This window comes from Shouchella oshimensis, from assembly GCF_002019765.1.
Taxonomy (GTDB): domain Bacteria; phylum Bacillota; class Bacilli; order Bacillales; family Bacillaceae_D; genus Shouchella; species Shouchella oshimensis.
In genome coordinates, this window is sequence record NZ_KV917380.1 from 3,277,728 (window position 1) to 3,301,207 (window position 23,480).

Below are 23,480 nucleotides of genomic sequence, written 5' to 3' on the forward strand. Positions count from 1 at the left end.
GGAAATCGTTTGCAAAAAAGATTGACACAGATCCTAAATCAACTATATGATTTACTAAAAACAAGCAGGAGGTATAGGATGAATCGAGCTGGCATTATTCATACACAGCAACACCACCACCTTTATTTAGCGTCGTCTCATGAAGCGATTATTCGAATACAAACGCCAAAAGGGGAAAGTGTAAACGTGACTATTATTCACGGAGATCCTTACGATTGGAAAGACGGTAGCTGGCAAGCAACACAAACAGAAATGAAGCTTCTTCAAACCGATGACCTGTATGATTATTGGTCTTCGAGCGTTTCTATGCCGTATTCTCGTATGCGCTACGGATTTAGAATTAAAACAGAGACAGAGACTTTATTCTATACAGAACGTGGGTTTTATACCGAGCGTCCTGCCGAGATTTCTGCCTATTTCTGTCTTCCTTATGCACATGATACAGAAGTTTTTTCACCCCCTCCATGGGTACAAAACACAGTCTGGTATCAAATTTTCCCTGAACGTTATGCAAATGGAAACCCTTCTCGCGATCCAGATACGACATTACCATGGGGGAGTGAACCACCAAAACCAGACACCTTCTTTGGCGGTGACTTAGACGGCGTTATTCAGCATCTAGATTACTTACAGCAACTAGGTATTACGGGTATTTACTTCACGCCTATTTTTGAAGCGTTTTCAAATCATAAATACGATACGATTGATTACTTATCTATTGATCCTCACTTTGGCGATGAAGACACGCTCCGCACACTTATTCAAGAAAGTCACAAACGAGGCATTCGCGTGATGCTTGACGCCGTTTTTAATCATAGTGGGTATTATTTTGCCCCATTTCAAGATGTGTTACAGCACGGGGAAAACTCGCGTTACAAAGACTGGTTCCATCCTTTTGAGCTCCCACTTCAACCAGATGGAGACCGTCCTAACTATGAGACATTTGCGTTTGTATCCTCTATGCCTAAATTAAACACGAAACACCCAGATGTGCGACAATATCTCTTGAAAGTGGCAACGTATTGGGTTGAAGAGTTTGATATTGATGGATGGAGACTGGATGTTGCCAATGAAGTTGATCATGATTTATGGCGTTCGTTTCGAAACGAAGTAAAGAATTTGAAAAAAGACGTTTATATTCTCGGGGAAATTTGGCATCAATCAAGTCCGTGGTTACAAGGGGATCAATTTGATGCAGTTATGAACTATCCTTTAACGGATGCCATACAGGGATATGCTTTACACCAACAATCAAGTCACGACGCACAAGTTGCGTTAACCAAACATTTAATGAGCTACCCAGCGTCCGTCAACGCCGTTCAATTTAATATGCTCGACAGTCATGATACAGCACGAATCTTAACGACGAGCAAAGAAAATAAAGCGTTAGTGAAGCTACAGTACGCCCTTTTATTTTCATTCCCTGGCTCCCCTTGTATTTACTATGGAGATGAGATTGGCATGGCTGGAGAAAACGACCCAGGCTGTCGGGCTTGCATGATATGGGATGAAGCAAAGCAAGACAAAGACATGCTTGCTTTTCTAACACAACTGATCGCATTACGAAAACATCATCCTGCATTTGGCACGTATGACGAGCTTTTCTTTCATCAATCTGACGACCCAGCAGTACTTCACTATCAAACATCTACAGCTGATGAAACCTTATATTTCGTATTCAACCGTAGTTTAGCAACCAAGTCGATTACACTTCCTAAGGAAAACCAAGAGCAATGGATGGATCTTTTTACTGAAAAAGCTTGTTCGACCACCTTCTTATTAGAACAAGAAAGCTTCCGCGTGTTACAATTAAAGCGCACATCATAATTGCTTTATTAACTTGCCAAGCGTATGAATGCGCTGGCAAGTTTTTTTACACGTATGAAACAAATGATAACGTTCAAATATAAAGGGGATACTAACTGAAATGGTCGATTCGCGTTCACTACACGAACAACTTAACCACAAAGTGGAGGAGTTATGGCAAGAAGAGCTTGAATTTTTAAAAACAATGATTCGCTTCCCTTCTTTAAGTGGAAAAGAACACCGCTTACAGCTCTTTTTAGCGGATTATTTAACGACGAAATTAAAATTACAGGTTGATCGATTTACACCAGCCATTCAACAGATTGAAAAACATCCCGGTTACTCTCCACCAAAGTGGACATATGAGTACAGTGATATTGTTATTGGTACCCATAAAGGAATTAACCCCTCAGAAGGGAAAACCCTTATTTTCCAAGGGCATGCTGATGTTGTCAGTGCTGAACCTGCCACAGAATGGGATTCTTCACCTTGGGAACCATTTGAAAAAGACGGACGCCTTTACGGGCGGGGAAGTGCGGACATGAAAGGCGGCATTGCCGCTATGATTTTTGCCTATCGTGCTGTTATTGAATGTGGCTATATGCCTAAAAATGACTTTATGATCCAAGTCGTTCCTGATGAAGAGCGCACAGGAAATGGTGCTTTAGCAGCCCTCGAAGCTGGCTATACTGCCGATGCTGCGCTTATCCCAGAACCGTTTGGCTTACAAGCATCTGTTGGTCAAGTGGGAGCGCTTTGGTTTGAAATTTCTTTACGTACCATAAAAAAAGATGAATATAAGCAAACCCAAACAAACGTTATTGAAAAACTTCATACCATTACATCTTCGCTAATGGCATTTGAACGCTATTTGAACCAAACTCGCTCTCATCTTGCCTTTTCCGATCAAGATAATCCAATCGATTTAAATATTGGTAAAGTAACAGCTGGCGATTTCGCTTCAAATGAACCGGTACATGCCACGATAGAAGGACGCGTCGCTTTACTACCCGGGGAACAGATTAGTGAACGAAAACAAGAATTACTCGACTGGATTAAGCAAGAGACGAAGAATGACATATGGTTTAAAGAAAATCCACCAACTATTGACTTCTACGGCTTTCATGCCGAAGGTACGTTAAGCGATGACACTTCTCCATTGTTTCAAGAACTGGATGCCGCTCACGAACGTGTGACAAAAACGAAACCAACGCGACGTACACTTCCGTCTACAACAGACGCACGCCACTTTCAGCTTTATTACGACATCGATACGATTTGTTATGGACCGGTTGGCGGTCAATTTCACGAAGTCAATGAATGGGTTGATTTAAACAGCATAAAAGATGTGACAAAAGTGTATGCCACTTTTTTAGCTAATTGGTGTGGCGTTGAAAAAAAATAATAAAACAGGATGGGCCCTAATGGCGCACATCCTGTTTTTCGTAAACCCTTAAATGTGTACAGTTTTAAGCTGCCGTTAGTAAATAAAGAAGGTATTCGTTAAATCACGTTTTTTTGTTCTAACGTTTTAATGTCTTCTTTAGAAAAACCAAGCTCCAGTAAAACACTTTCATTATTTTCACCAAGGTCTGGTGCAATGGATCGAATACTCCCCGGTGTTTTTTCAAACTTCGGTACAATGCCTGGTACTTTAATTGAACCTAAACGAGGATGCTTTACTTCGACAATGTTCTCTCTCGCTTTATACTGTTCATTTTCAACTATATCAGCAATACTCATAACGGGACTTATTGGAACACCGAAATGGTCCAGTTTTTCAAGCAAGGATTCTCGCTCCTGCGCTTGAATCCACTTTTCCACAATTCCGTTCGTTTCATCGTTATGTTCTAGTCTACAGGCATTCGTATGATAGCGCGGATCTGTTAGCATATCTTCACGATCCATCGCTTTTGCCAAACGGTTAAACGTTGTATCTGTACTTGTTACGAGGACAACCCAGTGACCGTCCTTCGTTTGGAACGTGCCAGAGGGGGAAGAATGACCTGCCAATCCAGGCGCACGCTCACGTACTTTCTCTAGCTGGTCATATTCTGCTATAAGAAATTCCATCATCCGAAAAACGGTCTCGTAAAGGGCAATATCAACCATTTGTCCTTCCCCGTTTTCGTGGGCATCACGGTGATAAAGAGCGGTTACCGCGGCAAACGCTACATATATTCCACAAATGTAATCGGTTAATGAAAAAGGAGGACTAACTGGATGTCGATCAGTGAATCCTTGTAAATACGTATACCCACTAAACGCCGTCGCAGGTGTTCCAAATCCAGCTTTACTCTTGTAAGGACCTGTTTGCCCATACCCAGAAACCCGAATCATAATTAAGTTTGGGTTTAGTTCTTTCAGCACATCATAGCCAACTCCCCATTTCTCTAATGTTCCCGGTCGAAAATTTTCAACGAGAATATCATGCGTTACAGCTAACTTCTTTAAAATCCTTACTCCTTCTTCTTGATGAAGATCAAGAGTTAACGATTTCTTATTACGTGACAAGCCAGGCCATCGAAGCGGTTCATCCCCTTTAAAGGGTCCCACACTTCTCGATGTGTCTCCTCTGCCTGGAATCTCCACTTTTAACACATCAGCTCCAAAGTCTCCAAGTAGGGCAGTTCCATAAGGAGCGGCAATCATTGTGGAGACGTCAAGTACTTTAACGCCCTCTAATGGTGTTCTCATTCTCATACACTCCTCTATTACTTTATGGAATACTGACGTGGGACTTTTCACTATTAGGTGAATAAATATCATTAATGTTCCATTGTCCATCAGTTGGTACTGGCTCGTTCCGCATTGCTACATCAAGAACGACTGGTTCGTTTACTTTAATCGCAGCCTTCAGTTCATGCTTAAATTCAGCGGCAGACGTGATTTTTACTCCTTTTACACCAAAGCCTTTTGCGATTTCGGCAAAATTAGGTGTGTAGCTCTCGCCGTCTTTCTTAAACAACGTGCCGTATGTTGTGTCATAATGTGCCATCTCTAAACCAGCAATCGTTCCGTATGCGCTATTATTCATGACCACCCATACAACAGGGATCTTCTCTTCTACAGCTGTTGCAAGCAAAGACGGATTTTGACCAAATCCACCATCGCCAATAAGGGAAACAACTACTTTATTTGGTTGTGCAAGTTTCGCTCCTAGTGCGGCGGCAGATCCAAATCCCATTGTTGCATAGCCACCTGGCGTTAGAATCGAGCCTGGTGTATAAATTGGAAACTGCTGTCCAACACCATTTTTATTCCAACCGACGTCTGTTGTAATATAAGCATCTCGTGGTAACACTTCACGTACATCAGCTAAAATTCGTTCCGGTTTCATTGGGAAAGCATCGCTGGTTACATTTTCATGAATTGAAGCGCGTAATGACTTTCGATATTCTTGAATGTCTTCTTTTAGCTTCTCATTGCGATCCATTCCATTTGGATACAATTGTTTCGCAACTCGATTCAAAGCAACAAGAGCACGCTTCAAATCTGCTACTGCACCAATTTCGACTGGATAATTTCGGCCAATCTCACTTGGATCAATATCGATATGGATTAATTTTGTTTTCGGAAAATTGAACGTGACATTCTGATACCAAGAGCTTGAATCTGCTTCTGAAAAACGTGTCCCCACACCAAATAAGTAGTCCGCATTCTTTGTTTGATCATTAATAAATGTCGTTCCCCAAAAACCTGTCATCCCTACTGTTAACGGATGGTCATCAGGTAAAACACCTTTCCCCATTAACGAGTGGGCAACTGGAATATTCATATGCTCAACAAATTCTCTTAACTCTTCTTCCGCTTGGGATAAAACCACGCCTCCACCTGCATAAATAACAGGACGTTCTGCATTGGCTAACGTTTCAACAATCCGTTCAGCCGTTTCTTCATCTAATGCAGGTTTCTCAACCACTTGAGTGTGGTGCTTTAATAGAGCAAACTTCTCTTCATCAACTTCTTTTGAGAAGATGTCCATCGGTACCGATACTAGAACAGGTCCAGGTCGACCACTTTCTGCTAGTTGGAATGCTTTTTGAATAATTTCCGGGAATAAGTCTTCCCGATCCACACGCCATGCACGCTTAACGAACGGTCGATAAATCTCCCATTGTGCGCCATCAGCATGCATATTCACCTCTTGATGTGGATGCTTGCCGTAGTAATGACTAGGCACATCTCCGGCAATAACGACCATCGGAATGGAATCAAGGGCAGCATTGGCTACACCTGTAGCCGCATTTGTTAAGCCCGGACCTAAGTGACTGAGAACCACAGATGTTTCCCGCTTTGCTCGTGCATAACCATCAGCCGCGTGAGACGCAATTTGTTCGTGGCGCACATTAATAAATGTAATGGGACTCTTATCAAGTTCAGCTAAAACGGCAATATTCGTATGTCCACATAAACCAAAAACGTACTCTACACCACGACTCTCTAAATACGTTACAAGTTGTTCAGATACTAGTTTCTTCATTAGACAGCAGCTCCTTTAAATTGTAATACGATTTTGGCGTAATTCCCGCTTAACGCCATCTGATACGCTTCTTCATATTCATAAAACGGTTTTATTTTTGATATAAAGACCGTTGGATCAAACTGTTCGTCCAGAAGATACGTCACGCTTGTTTGGAAATCAGTTGGAAATTCATAAATAATGCTTCCGACTATTTTTTGCTCTTTTCTTACAACTTGCGCTACTGGTATTGTTGCTTCTGGCGTAATGCCAATGAGCAATAGCTCACCTCCAGGCTTCAAAAGCGAGAAGCACGATTCTACTGATTGTTTCGTTCCAGCTGCTTCAATAACAACATCATATTGGTTGCCCGCTATATCCATTGGATGACCTAGCGTTATATCATGAAAGCTTCTTAACATAGCTAACTTGCTTGCATTTATATCAATTGCTGTCACTTCTCCACCAACATGTCTTGCTAAGGCAGCTGCAAGTAACCCTTCCGTACCACACCCGACAACTAGTACGCTCATACTTGGCTGAATTGTAATTTGTTTCATACCATGGACAATGACGGATAAAGGCTCGATGAGAACAGCAGCTTCATTTGATAATTCATCAGGTATGGGTAGGCAATAACGAGAATGAATATGGAGCTCTTCTGCAAATCCACCGTCACATGTAATACCAATTGACTGTTTCTCTAGACAAATATTCGGCTTCCCTTTTAAACAAAACTCACACTTTCCGCAAAACGTGTTTGGCGTAATCACGACACGCTTACCTTCGTTTATATGGCTTGCTCGACTTTCTATTACCTCACCGACTACCTCATGACCGGGACGCAATGGATACTGGGCGTGCGGTAATCTCCCTTTAAAAACAGATAGATCCGATCCACAAATGCCTCCATAAAGGAGTTTTATTCTGACTTCTCCATCTTGTAATAACGGAAGTGGCAAAGCATCGCGAACGTGCATGACTTGTGGTTGATCTAAGTAGATCTCTTTCAACGTACATCTCTCCTTATAGTGTTAAAAAATCTTGTAGAACAACCATCTTCGTTTCACTCATTTCTTCAATGGCAAAGCGAGGACCCTCCCGACCGATTCCGCTCTGCTTAACGCCTCCATACGGCCAATGATCCAAACGGAAATTTGAGGTTCCATTTACGACGATGCCTCCCATATCAAGGGTTTGAACAACTTTTCTTACAACTGTTAACGACTGGGTAAACACCCCCGCTTGCAAACCGAACGCTGACTCATTAACCTCATGAATGGCCCACTCTACGTCACGATAAGGTATTAAACTAACCACCGGGCCGAAGACTTCTTGGCAAACTACTTTGCTTTCTTTCTTTGGATTGACAAGAATCGTCGGTTGTACCTGTGCTCCATTTGCAGACCCACCGTAAAGAATATCAGCACCGTCAGCAACAGCCTCCTTTACCCAGCTCGTAATACGTTTAGCTGTTTCCTTTGATACAACACAGCCGATATCCGTTTTCTCCTCAAGAGGATCTCCTACATGAAGAGCTTCTGTTTTTTCTTTTACCTTTTCGCTAAATTTCTGGAAGACCGATTCATGTACATAGACACGCTGCACAGAAATACAACTTTGACCTGAGTTACTAAAAGCAGTTTTTGTTGCAAGGGTTGCTGCCCGCTCTATATCCGCATCTTCGTGGACAATCGTGCCAGCATTTCCACCAAGTTCTACTAACACTTTTTTCATCCCAGCTAGCTTACTAATTTGTTGGCCTGCAGGCACACTACCTGTGAACGAAACAAGATTTGTTCGAGAGTCGGCAACAATGATTTCGCCTATTTCTCTCCCCCCGAGCACCATTTGAATGGCTTTACTCGGCATACCAGCTTCAAGCAGTAGCTCTACAAATGCTTTCGCAATAAAAGGTGCTTGTGGTGCAGGTTTTAATATAGTTACGTTGCCTGCAGCAAAGCTTGGACCAATTTTGTGGCAAATTAAATTTAACGGTGCGTTAAATGGCGTAATTGCTGCTATCACCCCAACTGGCACACGGAATGTAAGCGCAGTCGAACCTTTCCCTCTTGAAGATGCACCGCCTGGAATCGTTTCACCAAACTGGCGCTTTGCTTCTTCTGCTGACTGAATGAGGGTTTCTATTGAACGCCCCACTTCATCTCGGGTATTTTTTAACGCTTTTCCTACTTCTAAAGAAATTAATTGAGCAAACGCTTCTTGACGCTCTTCCATTAACGTTGCCGCTTTATAAAGAATGGCAGAACGATCAACGGCTTCTAGTTTCTTCAACTCATTCTTATATCGAAATGCCGAAGCAAGTGCTTCTTCTACGCCCTGTTCATTTGTCTCGTATTGATAGCCAATTAATTCGTTTGAATAAGGGCTTCTTACTTCTACACCTTGATCTTCTAAGGTCGCACCCCATTGTCCATCTATAAACGACTGTGCAGATTTCACTGTCATCATTCTCCTTCCTCCCTTGCGCTCTTACCTGTATAGCGCACAAGAGCTTCTCCATTCGGACAAGGTCCTTTTATTAACATGCCTTTTTGTAATTCCTCATACGCATGAGCAACAATTCCCATGCCTCTTGATAAAGCAAAAATTCCTTTTGCTGCTTCAGATGGTACACCTAGCTCACACTGAATGGCTGCTGAAATACCATCAACGTTAATCGTAAGGGTACGTTTCTTTCGATGAGATATGATTTGACGGAAGTCTTCTAACAAGCGTAAGTACACCCCTGAAATATCACCTTCCTCAATCAATAATTGAGACAATTCAATAAGTCGCTTCACCCTCGGATCGTCATCATGCAATTGATGTCCAAAGCCGGGCAGTTTTTTTCCTGCTTGTAAAAGTCGATCTAGCTCTTCTGTAACGCTTCCCCGTCCTTCGTCAACTGCCTCCTTTGTAGCATACAAAATGGACATAGCCCCTTCCACCGCACCACCATGCACATCACCAAGCATATTTATCCCTGTCGCAACTGCCGAATTAAATGTAACGCCACATGTAGCAGCCATTCTCGCTGCTGCAATGGATGGCGCACGCGGACCATGATCAGAGCCAGCAACAAGAACGCTTTCAAACAATGTAGCTTTACGTTCGCTTAACTCTTCACCGACCAGAAGAAAATAGAGCATTTGGCTGTAGGTCACATTTCCAATTAAGTCTTCTACTCTTTTGCCTCTAATGATAATGCTGTTTTTCTTACAATCGCTAATCTCCGTTTCCCACCAAGCGCCACCTTTTTTATACGTTTCTAATGCGCTCCGTCCTGCCATATCCTCACAACCTTTTTTACTAAATTTTTAGATTATACTTGTATACAAGTATAAGTGTATCATACCATCTTTCGTTTGTTCCACTATCGATCTAGCAAAAACAATGAGAGCTGTGGTATGAAAATGACTAGCAGTAAATTAAAAATTAAAATACAGACAAATGGTAGAGCTGCTTTTGATACAGTGACGATGGATAGATTTGAAAGACTCGATGCTACAAACAAATTGACACCGATTGGTGGTGTAATAAAGCCAATTGCTAAATTCAAAACAACGAGCATGGCGAAATGAATCGGATCATAACCTAACTCCATTCCTACTGGTACCAGAAGAGGAGTAAAAATAATAATTGCTGCCGTTGTATCCATTACGGTCCCGACTACTAGCAACATCGCAGTAATCAACAAGATAATGATGAGTTGGTTATCGGAAATACTAAGAATACTGGAAGCAATTTGCCCTGGCATTTGTTCAATGGTCATCACTCGTCCAAACACCGTCGCTGCAGCTATAATAAAGAGGATCGTTGCCGTTGTTAGCGCTGAATTTCTTAAAATAGCAAATAGTTGATGCCACTTTAATTCTTTGTAAAGGAAGAATCCAGCTAATAAGCCATAGACAACAGCTACAGCAGCTGCCTCTGTTGGGGTGAAAAAGCCACTATAAATCCCACCAAGAATAATAAACGGGACAAGTAAAGCCCATTTCGCATCCCAAAACGCTCTTCCTACTTCTTTCATTGAGAAGCCTTCTTTTGACCCCTTATGTCCCTTTACTTTTGCATAGAGAAACGAGTAGATGACTAAACTAATTGTGACGATAAGTCCTGGGATCACCGCCGCAATAAACAAGTCTCCTACAGAAACACCACTGGTCACACCATAAACAATTAACGGAATGCTCGGCGGCAGAATGACACCAAGTGCACCGGCGGCAGCGATCAGAGCTGTTGCGAACCGTCTATCATACCCCATTTCAATCATTGCTGGAATCATAATCCCACCTACAGCAGCTACCGTTGCCGGTCCAGAACCAGAAATTGCGGAGAAGAAAAGACACGTTATCACCGCAGCCATGGCAAATCCGCCGGTGAAATTACCGACAAGTGTTTTTGCAAGCACAAATAGCCGTCGTGACAATCCTCCTTTAGCCATAAGTTCTCCAGCCAAAATAAAAAACGGTACAGCCATAATCGGAAAGGAATCGATGGCTGTTATAAAACTTTGGATAGCAAACTCAAATGGCATATTTCCGGCTACTACTAAAGCAAGTAATGAAGCTAAGATGAGCGCAATGCCGATTGGAGCACTTAGAACGAGCAAACTTGCAAAACTACCAAATAAAACCACTGCCGTCACGATCATCCCTCCCCCTATTGTTCATTGTGAACCTCCTGAACGTTCTTTTCTCCATTCAGTTTGTATGGTCTAGCATACAAGTAATGCTCAAATTCTTGCTTCATCTTTTGACTAATCCTTAAGGTTGTTAAAACCATACCAAGAGGCGCTGCCATGTACACATACCCCATTTTTATTCCAAGGCCCGGGGTCACTTGTCCAAGCCGAAAGATTTCCATACTCATCGCACCGCCATAAATGATGATAAATACAGCGAATAACAGAAAAAGGCCATAGACAATCAAGTGTAGGATGACTTGTTTCTTTTCAGTTAAAAACGATATAATCGTGTCAATCTTTATATGCTTTTCTTGTTTGACACCATAACTGATTCCAATAAAGACAAGGTAAATAAAGCTATAGCGAGCTAATTCCTCTGACCACCCTAAAGAGGTTCCTAAAACGAACCGCATAACAATCTGGAGAAATATAGCTATCACCATGGTAGATAAAATAACGACTAACAGAACTTCTTCTACATGACGTTCAATTAACTGGAAGACCTTCATAGCCCCTCCTATTCCTGGCTGTCAGCTTGTAATGCTTGCTCAATACGCTGAACCCAACCATGATGATCTTCTTGATTTCCAAACCGTTCTCTAACCGGGTTGCTTGCTGCAATCCAACGTTCTCGTTCTTTATCAGTTAATTCAGTGATCGTAATACCCTTCTCTTCCAGATAAGCACGACTGACCCGTGCCTCTTCTTGATTCGCTAAACGTTGAGAGGCTTGCACTTCGTCTGCCACTTCTTCAATGGCTTGTCTTTCTTGAGGCGTAAGTATTTCCCAAAACGCTTTACTAACCATAAACGGACTAGCATTATAGATATGATTGGTCATCGTCAAATATTGCTGAACCTCATAGAAATGACTGTTTACAACGTTTCCAATTGGATTTTCCTGCCCTGCAATCGTCCCTTGCTCTAGGCCAATGTACAATTCGCTATAATTCATTGGTGTTGGATTAGCTCCTAATTCACTCCAAATTTGCATATGCCACTGATTTTCAAGTGTACGAAGGTCTAATCCTTTTACGTCTTCTAACTCCTTAATCTCCTTTACATTGTTTGTCAATACTCTGAATCCGTTTTCAAAATAGTTAATACCAACTACCTTTTGCGCTTCTAACTCAAATAACAACTCTTCGCCGATTGGACCATCTAGTAATTCATACGCTTCACTTTCGTTTTCAAACAAAAAAGGTAGTTCTAACACATTAAACGTTGGCGCAAATTGTGCAATCGGGCCCGTAGACATTGTTGCTGCTTGAATGGTATTAAATTGCATCCCTTCAAATAACTCTCGATCCCCACCTATTTGGCTATTCGTATAGACCTCTACATGAATGGAGCCGTCTGTTTCTTCCTCTAAGCGGTCAGCAAAGTGATAGAGTGCTTGGCTTAAAGAACGATCTTCAGGTGTTGTGTTGGCAATTCTCATCATCTTTGGCTCTTCAGCATGACCAATTACACTACACGCAGCCAGTGAAATGAAGCAACTGGCTAACAACAATTGACGTTTCATACCTGTTCCCCCTTTTAACAGACTACTTTATTAGCGTATTCGCAAGGATATTCACTTTTCTCTCTTCTTTAATGGATAGACGCATAGCTTCAATCACTTCCAACGTTTTTACTCCGTCTTCACCAGGAACCCGAGCCTGTTCAATTCCTTCTATAACAAGGATAAAGTGCTTGAGCTCTTCGACAATAGGATCAATGAACTGGTCTATTGTCAATGTTTCTTCAACTAAAGCATGCTCCCACCCATACGCAGACTCATCATAGCGATACATACGCATGCTAGGAAAAGCAATACTTCCTTTCGTTCCAAAAAAGTAGTAGCAATCTTCCTCATAAAATGGATATTTGCTATTTTCTCCCATGGTTAACTCATACGACCAAGGAGCAGGAACACCATCTGTTAAAAAATAATTGACAGTCGCACCTGTATGTAAATGCAGTATAGCCGATACCGAGTCTTCTACACGGTTGCCGCGTATTAAACTCTTAGCTGTCGCGTAAACGCTTTCAACTTCACTGCCAGTTACATAACGTAAATTGTCGATATCATGTATCCCGTTAATTAGTAACGGGCCGCCGCCTTCATTCATTCGCCATGTCTCATCATAGTATGGCCGATCTTTTGCTAATGCCCACATGAGGTTTACACCAATAATGTCGCCAATTTTTTTTGTTTCAAGTGTTTGCTTCAATAGATTTATCTTGCTCGAATAACGACGATGATGGCCTACTAGTAAGTTTACCTTCCTTTTCTTACAATACTGAACCATTTCAACACCTTGAACCGTTGTGTCGGCAATTGGTTTTTCCACTAGACAATGCACGCCTGCATCAGCACAATACGTTACAGCTTCATGATGTAGTTGATTTGGTAATGTAATAATTACTCCGTCTAACGACTGTTCTTGAATTAATTGTTTATAATTCTCATATAACGGAACATCTAAACAATTCGCACGTTGTTTCGCTAAATCGTTAATACCAGCTACAGCAACTAGTGAAACCCCTTTCATCTTTACAATTGCTTCAGCAAATTGAAAACCATGATTTAAGCCGAGTACAGCCAATTTCAATTTTCCCTCACCACCATTCAATACTAGTATACAAGTATACTTAAAAAGGAAACCCAATTACGATTGGGCGTTAAAATAGTCAGGATATTTCCTCATAATGTCATCATAATAATTGGATACATTGCGCAAGTGGCTTACTAAAAGCTTTTCAACTTCTAAAACGTTGTTTTGCTCAATTAGTGTGACCAGTTGGTCATGATCCTCAATAATTCGGTCCATTTCTCGCGTTTCAAAAAATTCAAGATAACGCATCCGATTCACATGTCCACGCACTTGACGGACAATACTTGTTAACGTTTGATTTCCACATATGTCTAACACTTTGTCGTGAAACACTTCGTCGTACTGGTAGAAATCATCTACTTGATCGTTTTCAGCGGCATAGCGTTGTTCAGCTATTATAGCAAGCAAATCTTTTTTTGCAGCTTTATAGATGCGATTGCTACTATCCCAGAGGTTCGCTACTTCTTTAAAAGCTGTCACTTCTAAGCTTTCCCTTACCCGATAAGATTCCTGTACTTTTTTCTTGGAAATGTATTGAACTTGTATGCCTTTCTGTGGCTTGATAGCAAGAAATTCTTCAGATGCAAGCAAATGGATCGCTTCTCTTACTGGTGTCCTGCTAATGCCTAATTCCTTCGCAATATCATTTTCATAAATCATTTGTCCAGGCTTGTATTTCAGCGTAATAATGTCTTTATAAAGATAATGATAAGCTTCACTAGCTAACGTCTTTCGCTCAACAGATAATTTTTTCACTCGATTCAACTCACTATTTGTCCTGAATACTCCAAATTATATATGGGTACTAGTATACATGTCAATAGCTACTAGAATGTCTTTGTCGCTTTACCTTTATATACCTACACTACCAGCAGTTCATGGTCAATAGCAATAAAAATCCCCCTTTTTAACCAAACGTTACAGAGGGGGATTTTCCTTTTATTTTAACTTTATAGGCGTTCGTTTCACAACGAGATAGACAAAGGAAAACACAATGGTAACTAAAGCACCAGTTCCAATGAATTGAAGAATAGCAGGCAAATCATCAACGAGCGAACTAGACCACATAGATTGATTCAGCCCTAAAAAGCCGAGGGCAAACACAATAAATACTAAGCCAATTACCCATCCATACCGATAAAAGCCTACACTGATAAACCAGCCTACCGCATAATAAAACAAGAGTTGCAAGACAAAAAAGAGCATGAACAAAAGGGAAGAGTCAAGAAATTGGAGCCCCTCTGAAAAAATATCTATGGTTATCGTAATGGATTGACTGTCATTTGCTATAGTCGTTCCTTCGGTTTGATCGGAAATAACTGACTGATTTCCAACTACAAATGCCTCTATTAGAGAGAGCAATTTCACTATAAATGCCATTGTGACGGCTAACAAAATGGAAGAGACAATCGTACTTTTATAGTATCTTTTTCGCGTTTGTCCAAGCTGATAATAGTAACCTAAAAACGCATATGCCGATATAATCCCCAGGACAAGCAGAAAAATTCTTGAAGGTCCAAACGATAACAGGATAAACGGCTGAATCGTTCCTTCAAAATAAAAAGCTAAAGCAAGCAACGCGCCTTGAAACAATAGTACAAAGAGCAGAAACCATAAGAACCATCTAAATTGCTCTTGATAAAGGACTTTTGTTAATTGATTCATTCTAGTCACCCTCTTTCTTCTGTTAAAGCGATAAATAAATCTTGTAAAGGCATTTGACTAATCGTTATCTTATGTGTATTGCATTGTTCACGAACATGCTCTCCTAATTCACCAAAGACAGAAACAGCTTTTGTTGTTCCAAGTACTTGTTCCCGTATAACCTTTAATCCTTTTGTGAGATTGGATACTATTTCTGCATCTCCTGTCAGTGTGTTCCCTTTCTCTACTGCTGTTTGATAGGATTCGTCGAGAGTAAATTGACCATTTTCTATAATTTTCACTTCATCAAATAAATGTTCCATTTCCAAAACAAGATGGGTCGATACGATAAACACTCTCGGAAACCGTTCTTGCTCGTCTAACAGTTCACTGTAAAAAAGCGTTCTTGAAGGTGCGTCCATCCCAAGATAGACTTCATCAAAAATCGTAACAGGTAAACGACTGGCGAGGCCTAAAATTACTTGGGTCACAGCTTCATTTCCTTTTGATAATTTATTCATTCGTTTCGATGTTTTTAAGTTGAATTTTCGTGCAAGCTCATAGGCATAATCCAAGTCAAAGTGTTCACGAAATTGCTTCGCTTTTTTAAACACGTCTTCTACCTTTGAATGATCCATATCACGATCTAAATCATTTCGCTGATAGAATAATCCGATTGCTGAAATGGCGTCTTGGTTTTCAAACAGTGGCTTATTGTTATATAAAATCATACCTTCTTTTGCTTCTCGAGCACCTGCTAGCAATGAAAGGAGCGTTGTTTTTCCTACTCCATTCCTTCCTAATAGACCATATATTTTGCCCTCTTCGAATTGGCTAGAAACGTTCGTTAAGATCTCTGTTTTTCCATATGAGAAACAAAGGTTTTTAATTGTAATCATGCTTTTCACAACTCCCCTTTCTTAATTTCCTTTACATATTGAATGATTTCTTGTTCACTAATGCCTAGACGATTTGCTTCTTCGACCATTTTCAGCACGTATTTATCCACAAAATCTAACTTACGACTATAAAGCAATTTTTCTTTGGCTCCTTCTGAAACAAACATACCAATGCCTCGCTTTTTGAAAAGAATGTTCTCATCGACTAACATGTTCACTCCTTTTGCTACCGTAACGTGATTCAAGCCATAGAATTTCACTAGTTGATTAGTTGACGGGGCTTGCATCCCTTCTTTAAGTTGGTCATTCACGATTTGATCCTCTAGTAACGCTTTAATTTGCAAATACAAGGGTTTATCGCTATTCGTTAGATGATTCATTCGCACCTCCATAATCGACTTATGGTTATATAGTTATGTATATAACCGTATCAGTATAAATGTGACATGTCAACAAAAAAAAATGCTTTGGCTCATTTATGCCAAAGCATTGTATCTTTTAATAAAAACCTAATTGACCATCTTCCTCTTGCCACTTACCTGTCTTACTCTTCTTATGATCTTCTTTCATCCGCTTGATCAAACGGTAGAGATCAACGGTTCCTTTTTGATGGCTTTCTAGTGCACAACTTACAAAAAGCTCATTTAATTGAGCAAAAGAAAAACCTTCAGAATGCTTGATCACTGCAGCAATTTCCTCTGATGACAAGAGTTTGTCGAACTTCTTCTCGTGAACATACTGTTCTCTCAGTGATTCATCCGGTAGCGCAAATTCGTATCCCCGGTCAAATCGGCCAGCGCGATTCATCAATCCCGGATCAATTTCTTCGGGATAATTTGTTGTCCCAATTAAGAATATGCCTTCTTTCGATGTAGCCCCGTCTAAAGTATTAAGGAAATAGGAACGAACTCCATCTGGCATAGAATCGATATCTTCAATAATTAATATAATAGGAGCTAAACGATTCGCCATTTGAAATACTTGGGCAATGGACTCACTAGACGTGAACTCTGTAATCTGCCAGTAAGCAGCTGGGGCATCTACCGTATGAGCAATGGACTTTGCTAAGGTTGTTTTTCCATTTCCTGGAGGTCCGTAAAGTAAAATGCCGCGTTTATAAGGAATCTGATAGGTTTCAAAAAAGGATCGATCTTCTTCAAAGAGACAATCGAGCATTTGATAAATTTCTTCTTTTATCTCGTGTTTCAATAACACATCTTCCCGCTTTACCCGCTTTGTGATTGGTTGATGCTCATGATTAAGACCATCCATTCCATCTGTAAAAATAAGCAGCTCGTTACGACTCTTTTGCCATAATCGTCCTTTTATTGTTTCTAAAAAACGTTCCATAGCGAGTGAGCTTGTAGCAAAAACACATTCCACATTTGTTAAATGTGCACCATCCATTATTGGAATTTGTGCAAAAGCAATGCCTTGTTCACGATAGGCATATACATTATTGCTTAACGCCTGCTTCACTTTGTAAATTGGTTCATCACCTTCTGCATCATAAGTAAACGAATAACGCTCCATTTTTTCAACAATCATCGCTACATGCTCCAACTGATCGTTATTCGTCATGAGGTCCTCTTCAAATAGAGACCACAATTCAAAATGATATTCATTTATTGTGAATACCTCATATGTCTCATTGTATGTAGATTCTAATCGATCTAATATGCCTTTTACTATCATTGATAAAGCTGGGTAACCAGATGCACTCTGATTGTTTTCATTTTTAAATGAAATAATAGATTCCATTCTAACCTCTCCGATCATTTCGCATGAATACAGTACTACTATACATTGTCATACTCGCTTGCGTCACTTTATTTTTATAATTGATGAAGCGATTAGCTGCATAAATTAGAAAGAGAGATTATAGATACCAGGATGATTGTTTGTTTCTAAATAGGGAATACACGTTAAAACGCTATGGAGGGATACAAATGAAACTCGGCTTAGATTGTTTTCTTGAAAGGGATTATTCATTAGTTGAAAAAAAACGGGTTGGTCTTCTATCCAATCTAACAGGAGTGAATCAATCGCTCCAACCGTCGATCGACCTTCTTTATCAACACTCAAAAGTAAACTTGGTCTCTCTTTTCGCTCCAGAACACGGCATTCGAGGAGATGCAAAAGAAGGCGAGCACATTGAATTTAGCATTGACCCTCATACTGGTTTACCAGTCTATAGCCTCTACGGTCAAACTCGAAAACCCACCCCTGAAATGCTTGAAAACATTGATGTTGTTCTTTTTGATTTACAAGATATTGGTTCTCGCTATTACACGTACATTTATTCAATGGCTTATATGATGGAAGCTTGTCAGGAACAGAATAAAACCTTTATTGTACTTGATCGACCAAATCCAATTGGTGGTCTTAACGTTGAAGGCAATTTAGTTGAGGAAGGCTTTCAATCCTTTGTAGGTCTTTTGCCTATCCCTAATCGTCACGGCATGACCGTTGGTGAACTTGCCTTATTGTTTAAGCATGAGTTTGGTTACCAATGCGACCTTCATATTGTGAAAATGGAAGGTTGGTCACGAGATAGGCTTCACAACGATACAGGATACGCTTGGGTACCGCCTTCACCAAATGCACCTAGCCTTGACATGGCTCTCCTTTACCCAGGAACTTGCTTGATTGAAGGAACCAACCTATCAGAAGGCAGAGGCACAGCCAAACCTTTTGAACAATTCGGTGCGCCATTTATAAATGGATTTGAACTTGCTCAAGCTATTAATCGTCTTCATCTACCAGGAGTCATTGCCAGACAAGCCTCCTTTGTACCAACCTATCAAAAGTATAATGGTACACAATGTCATGGGGTTCAACTTCATTTAACCGATACAAGTCTCTATGAACCTTTTTCAAGCGGAATTAAAATCATCCAACTCATCGCTGAGCGTTACCCTGAGCATTTCCGCTTCAATAAGCCGACAAGTGGTCATTATATGTTTGATCTCCTTGCTGGTACAGACAGCTTACGAAGAGCCATACGAAACGGAGATCTGACATCCTTTTTCACTACAAGTAAAAAACAATCCGAGGCATTCTTAAAACAACGAAGTCGCTACCTCCTCTATTCCTAAGTCCTCAATGGTTGTATGCTTCATTACTCAAAATTTAGTATACTAGAGGCATCAGTTTAAAAATAGAAAGAGTTGATTATAATGGCCTTTATGACCGGCGGTCTAGTCATGCTTACCGAAATGCGTTCATCCCTTCCACCATCCGAGAAAAAAATTGCCAATTACATGATCCAACATCCAAAAGAAGTCATTTCACTTACAGCAAATGAAATTGGGAAACGAAGCGATACTAGTGGCGCCGCCGTCATCCGTTTATGTAAATCATTAGGGCTAAAGGGATTACCTGATTTAAAGCTTCGAATTGCCGGTGATCTTCAGAAAACAAAGGAATCTGGTTTACGTGATATTGAACCGAACGAATCGGTCATTTCCATAATTGATAAAATGACAACCAACACCATACAGACGATTCAGGAAACTGCAGAACTTCTTGACACTCATCAGCTTGAAAAGGCTGTTCAAGCATTAAGGAAAGCACGTAAGATTCATTTTTTTGGAATCGGTGCTTCGAGCATTATTGCTCAAGATGCCATGCAAAAATTGCTCCGTATTGACAAGACCGCATACGCATTTTCTGACCTTCATATGGCGGCAACGCTTGTTTCTACAGGCGATGAGCAAGACGTCGCTGTGGGAATCTCTTTTTCAGGTCAAACAAAAGAAGTAAAACAGTTCTTGGAGATTGCTAATTCGAGAGGAATGACGACGATTAGTTTATGCAAATATGGCCAATCGATTGTTTCTGAGCAAGCAGACATTCCTTTATATACATCTGCGACAAAGGAACCGACATTTCGAAGCGGCGCTACCTCTTCAAGAATTGCGCAACTGCAAGTGATTGATATTCTCTTTATGTGTGTCGCTTCTCATCAATATGAGGAAACAGTGACTCACTTACATGAAACCCGTGCAGCGATTGAATTTTTACGTTAGGGCTTCATTCAAACAAGCGGGTTTCGTCGATTTCCCCAAAAACCTTTACACATTGAAGTAAAGAAAGGCGGAAGGCTATGTATTATATCGGAATTGATGGTGGCGGAACGAAAACAGTGGCAGTTTTAGGCACTTCAAAAGGTCACATCTTAGCGTATCGACGAACCGGTGCCACTAATCCTAATCGAGCTGGGCTTGATACTTGCCTAGCCAGACTACATGAATTGCTTACTCATTTAAAAGAACATCATCCCACTGCCTATGCCCATGTTCAATCAATCTACTGCGGAATAGCAGGCGGTAGTTCTTCTAGTTATCAACAAGCGATTACGGCCTCAATACGCCCTATTTTACCAGAACATAGTACCATTACTGTTCATCATGATGGGATTGCTGCTCTTTATTCCGCCACACTTGGACGACCTGGAATCATTCACATTTCAGGAACAGGTTCTGTCACATACGCTTTGGATGCATTAGGGAACGAGCACCGTTTAGGTGGCTGGGGTTACTTGCTAGGTGATGAAGGTAGTGGATTTGCCATTGGTCGTTCAGCCATTCGGGCTGCTTTGACTCACAATGAAAGAAAGTCACCACTACAAAAGCTAATCCTCCAACACTTTTCAACCGATGCCATAGAGAATGTTATTCCTGCAGTGTATCAAGAAAATGGTCGCGATGCAGTTGCAAAGCTTTGTCCTTACGTCTTTCAAGCCTATGAAGAGGGAGATGTCATGGCAAAGCAGATTCTAATGGACACTGCAAATGGGATTGCTGTACAACTTGCCTCTCTTATGAGCAAAGTTCACAACGCTGAGGATTGGACAATCGTTTTAGCAGGAGGTGTCATGAATCAGCCAGCAATCGTCTCGATGATTAAGCATACACTTTCCCAAAAAGCCTCTTCCTGGTCCATTCTGACTCCTACCGTCCCACCGGTGATCGGTGCCCTAATTGCTGCTATCCAGCCTTATGAAAACGTTACTAAAGCAATCGTGACCAATGCGTTACACCTTCTAAATCAAGATACAGACTCTATGTAACCACCACCCATTTCACCGAATTTTTGCTATTAACTTCCATCCTTCGGAGCAAATCAATTAAACACATTGTCGTGAACGTTCCGATCTCTAAAGCGGCGTGTAGGTTTTCTTGCGACCCATTACGGGTAAAAAGCGTCATTACCAGGCTTAAAAATTGTGTATCGTTATTTTCACGAATTAAAAGCATTTTTTGAGCTAATTTTTCAGTATTGGGGATCTGTACATGAGTCTTGAGGTTATCGGAATGGCCATTGTCATTATCGCGATCATGCTCGTAATTGGAAAGTGGATACGCCTGAAAGTTCCTTTGTTTCAATCTTTATTTCTTCCTAGTTCGTTAATCGGAGGTTTCTTAGCCCTTCTAATAGGACCGGAAGTCATTGGGCGATTTGGAGGCGACTTTCTTAGTGACGGTGGATTATTTACTGCTTCTATTGTTGATGTTTGGGGAGAGCTTCCTGGCTTATTAATAAATGTCGTCTTTGCCTCATTATTTATTGGCTTCGTGCTACCGAAACCAAAGGAAATTTGGCAAACCGGTGGACCTCAAATCGCACTAGGTTATACCATGTCTTGGGCACACTATGTAATTGGACTTTTACTCGCAATCACAATTCTCACGCCCCTTTTCGGACTGAATCCAGCAGCAGGGGCCCTAATCGAAATTAGTTTTGTCGGGGGGCATGGAACAGCAGCTGGCTTATCGGGAACTTTTGAAGACATCGGCTTTGAAGAAGGCTATGACCTCGCTATTGGTTTAGCTACAATTGGCATGCTTTCAGGAGTAATCATTGGAATGGTGTTAGTGAATTGGGCGGCTCGTAGAGGAAAAACAACCACCCTCGATCATCCAAAGGATATTTCTGTTGATCAAAAAAGCGGTGTCATTGAAGAACAGAATCGAGAAGCTTCTGGTGTTCAAACAACCTCTCCTGTTTCGATTGAACCGTTAGCACTTCACGTTGGATTTATTGCTGTTGCCATCTTTATTGGCTATCTCATTCTGGAGGCATTCGTTTGGTTGGAAGAGGTTACATATGGCCAAACATTTAACGTTTACTTATTTGAGTATGTCCCTTTATTTCCTATGGCCATGATTGGTGGTATTCTATTACAAGTATTTTTAGCCAAATTTGATAAACGAAAACTAGTCGACCGTAAGACCATTTCACGCATTCAAGGGCTTGCACTCGACCTTTTAATTATAAGTGCAATTGCTTCCCTTTCTCTAACGGTCATAGGAGATCATATCGTCCCGTTTATCCTATTGGCACTAGCTGGTATTATTAGTAATATTGTATTCTTTCTTTGGCTAGGTCCGAAAATGATCCCAACCTATTGGTTTGAACGAGGGATCGGTGACTTTGGACAAGGTATGGGTGTTGCCGCAACCGGTATTATGCTCATGCGGATTGTTGACCCTGAAAATAAGACACCTGCCCTTGATGCATTTGGCTACAAACAAATCCTATTTGAACCAATGGTCGGAGGCGGTCTCGTAACGGCAGCAGCGATTCCATTTATTATTCAGTTCGGTTCTGTTCCTGTACTTATTGCAGCTCTTATTTTGATGATTGCTTTTTGGTGCTTAGGTGTCTTCCATACAGGCAAAATGAAGCCTTCCGATAAAAAACCTGACTAATCTTTTCAAAAATTGATGTTTTTAACAATCCAAATCGGGTAAACATAAAATAGACAAGATTCATTTAGGAGTGATTGATTATGGCAAAAGTAGCAGTACTTGTTACGGATATGGTAGAAGAAGTTGAATTAACCGATCCAGTTAAAGCGTATGAAGAAGCTGGTCACTCAGTTACGTTAGTCAATTCGAATGAAGACAGCAAGATTACAGGAAAAAACGGTGAAACATTTAAAGCCGATAAAAACGTAAATGATGTAAAACCAGAAGACTTTGATGCATTACTTGTGCCAGGTGGGTTTTCTCCAGACATGCTTCGAGCAGATCCTAAGAACGCGGAATTTGCTGCACACTTTATGAAAGAGGAAAAGCCAGTCTTTGCTATTTGTCATGGACCCCAATTTCTCGTAGACACTGATTTATTAAAAGGCCACGAAGTGACAAGCTTTGTTTCGGTTCGAAAAGATTTAGAAAACGCTGGGGCTACTGTTGTAGATAAAGAAGTAGTTGTCTCACGTCATCTCGTCACGAGTCGAGTTCCTGATGATATCCCAGCATTTAATAAGGAATCTCTTAACTTGTTAGATCAATTATAAGTGAAAGAATGAGTCTCCAACGCCTATTCTGGTTTTGGAGGCTTTTTTATTCATATTCTGTTCAACCACT

The 23,480-nt window shown here is 40.9% G+C and carries 21 protein-coding genes; 7 read left to right on the top strand and 14 right to left on the bottom strand.

Annotation, left to right across the window (positions count from 1 at the left end):
- Positions 1-78: 78 nt before the first annotated feature.
- Complete coding sequence (locus tag BK583_RS16545) at positions 79-1,827, top strand: glycoside hydrolase family 13 protein (RefSeq protein WP_055735605.1); 1,749 nt, start codon at positions 79-81, stop codon at positions 1,825-1,827.
- Positions 1,828-1,927: 100 nt separating this feature from the next.
- Positions 1,928-3,211 (top strand): ArgE/DapE family deacylase, encoded by a 1,284-nt coding sequence (locus BK583_RS16550; RefSeq protein ID WP_055735604.1) that lies wholly within the window; start codon positions 1,928-1,930, stop codon positions 3,209-3,211.
- Between the two features lie 98 nt (positions 3,212-3,309).
- On the opposite strand, the gene BK583_RS16555 is transcribed toward BK583_RS16550, so the two are convergent.
- From BK583_RS16555 to BK583_RS16620, 14 genes are all read right to left on the bottom strand, one after another.
- On the bottom strand, positions 3,310-4,509 hold the full coding sequence (locus BK583_RS16555) for a CaiB/BaiF CoA transferase family protein (protein ID WP_124741490.1): 1,200 nt from the start codon (positions 4,507-4,509) through the stop codon (positions 3,310-3,312).
- A 16-nt stretch (positions 4,510-4,525) separates the two neighbouring features.
- The gene (locus BK583_RS16560; protein ID WP_055735603.1) at positions 4,526-6,289 is read right to left on the bottom strand and encodes a thiamine pyrophosphate-binding protein; all 1,764 of its coding nucleotides are present in this window, start codon (positions 6,287-6,289) and stop codon (positions 4,526-4,528) included.
- Positions 6,289-7,281, bottom strand: a complete 993-nt coding sequence (locus BK583_RS16565) for a zinc-dependent alcohol dehydrogenase (RefSeq protein WP_055735602.1) — start codon at positions 7,279-7,281, stop codon at positions 6,289-6,291. The genes BK583_RS16560 and BK583_RS16565 overlap by 1 nt, the downstream gene beginning before the upstream one ends.
- Before the next feature lie 13 nt (positions 7,282-7,294).
- Entirely contained in the window at positions 7,295-8,737 is a 1,443-nt protein-coding gene (locus tag BK583_RS16570; protein WP_055735720.1) for an aldehyde dehydrogenase family protein, read from the bottom strand.
- On the bottom strand, positions 8,737-9,561 hold the full coding sequence (locus BK583_RS16575) for a citryl-CoA lyase (RefSeq protein ID WP_055735601.1): 825 nt from the start codon (positions 9,559-9,561) through the stop codon (positions 8,737-8,739). Before BK583_RS16575 ends, BK583_RS16570 begins: the two co-directional genes overlap by 1 nt.
- An 83-nt stretch (positions 9,562-9,644) precedes the next feature.
- Complete coding sequence (locus BK583_RS16580) at positions 9,645-10,925, bottom strand: TRAP transporter large permease (protein ID WP_206698865.1); 1,281 nt, start codon at positions 10,923-10,925, stop codon at positions 9,645-9,647.
- An 8-nt stretch (positions 10,926-10,933) separates the two neighbouring features.
- Positions 10,934-11,467, bottom strand: a complete 534-nt coding sequence (locus tag BK583_RS16585) for a TRAP transporter small permease (RefSeq protein WP_038477364.1) — start codon at positions 11,465-11,467, stop codon at positions 10,934-10,936.
- Positions 11,468-11,475: 8 nt separating this feature from the next.
- A complete protein-coding gene (locus tag BK583_RS16590) occupies positions 11,476-12,483 on the bottom strand; it encodes a TRAP transporter substrate-binding protein (protein ID WP_139366201.1) in 1,008 nt (335 codons plus the stop codon).
- A gap of 22 nt (positions 12,484-12,505) precedes the next feature.
- Positions 12,506-13,555, bottom strand: a complete 1,050-nt coding sequence (locus BK583_RS16595; protein WP_055735600.1) for a Gfo/Idh/MocA family protein — start codon at positions 13,553-13,555, stop codon at positions 12,506-12,508.
- A 57-nt stretch (positions 13,556-13,612) separates the two neighbouring features.
- The gene (locus BK583_RS16600; RefSeq protein WP_236702359.1) at positions 13,613-14,314 is read right to left on the bottom strand and encodes a GntR family transcriptional regulator; all 702 of its coding nucleotides are present in this window, start codon (positions 14,312-14,314) and stop codon (positions 13,613-13,615) included.
- A 183-nt stretch (positions 14,315-14,497) separates the two neighbouring features.
- Positions 14,498-15,223: a hypothetical protein gene (locus BK583_RS16605; protein ID WP_055735598.1), complete on the bottom strand. Its 726-nt coding sequence runs from the start codon at positions 15,221-15,223 to the stop codon at positions 14,498-14,500.
- Positions 15,224-15,228: 5 nt separating this feature from the next.
- Positions 15,229-16,101 (bottom strand): ATP-binding cassette domain-containing protein, encoded by an 873-nt coding sequence (locus tag BK583_RS16610; protein WP_055735597.1) that lies wholly within the window; start codon positions 16,099-16,101, stop codon positions 15,229-15,231.
- 5 nt (positions 16,102-16,106) lie between these two features.
- Positions 16,107-16,481 carry a GntR family transcriptional regulator gene (locus BK583_RS16615; protein ID WP_038477350.1) on the bottom strand — a complete coding sequence of 125 codons (375 nt, stop codon included), beginning with the start codon at positions 16,479-16,481 and terminating at the stop codon, positions 16,107-16,109.
- Between the two features lie 118 nt (positions 16,482-16,599).
- Positions 16,600-17,862, bottom strand: coding sequence for an AAA family ATPase (locus tag BK583_RS16620; protein ID WP_055735596.1), 1,263 nt, complete (start codon positions 17,860-17,862; stop codon positions 16,600-16,602).
- A 188-nt stretch (positions 17,863-18,050) separates the two neighbouring features.
- Here BK583_RS16620 and BK583_RS16625 point away from each other — a divergent pair, with 188 nt between their 5' ends.
- The 5 genes from BK583_RS16625 to BK583_RS16645 all read left to right on the top strand — a co-directional run bounded on the left by BK583_RS16625 (position 18,051) and on the right by BK583_RS16645 (position 23,410).
- The gene (locus BK583_RS16625) at positions 18,051-19,199 is read left to right on the top strand and encodes an exo-beta-N-acetylmuramidase NamZ family protein (RefSeq protein ID WP_055735595.1); all 1,149 of its coding nucleotides are present in this window, start codon (positions 18,051-18,053) and stop codon (positions 19,197-19,199) included.
- Between the two features lie 81 nt (positions 19,200-19,280).
- A complete protein-coding gene (locus BK583_RS16630) occupies positions 19,281-20,132 on the top strand; it encodes a MurR/RpiR family transcriptional regulator (protein ID WP_038477344.1) in 852 nt (283 codons plus the stop codon).
- Positions 20,133-20,209: 77 nt separating this feature from the next.
- Positions 20,210-21,175: an N-acetylglucosamine kinase gene (locus BK583_RS16635; RefSeq protein ID WP_038477341.1), complete on the top strand. Its 966-nt coding sequence runs from the start codon at positions 20,210-20,212 to the stop codon at positions 21,173-21,175.
- A gap of 223 nt (positions 21,176-21,398) precedes the next feature.
- Entirely contained in the window at positions 21,399-22,817 is a 1,419-nt protein-coding gene (locus tag BK583_RS16640) for a sodium/glutamate symporter (RefSeq protein ID WP_055735594.1), read from the top strand.
- Between the two features lie 77 nt (positions 22,818-22,894).
- Complete coding sequence (locus BK583_RS16645) at positions 22,895-23,410, top strand: type 1 glutamine amidotransferase domain-containing protein (protein WP_176463710.1); 516 nt, start codon at positions 22,895-22,897, stop codon at positions 23,408-23,410.
- Positions 23,411-23,480 lie beyond the last annotated feature (70 nt).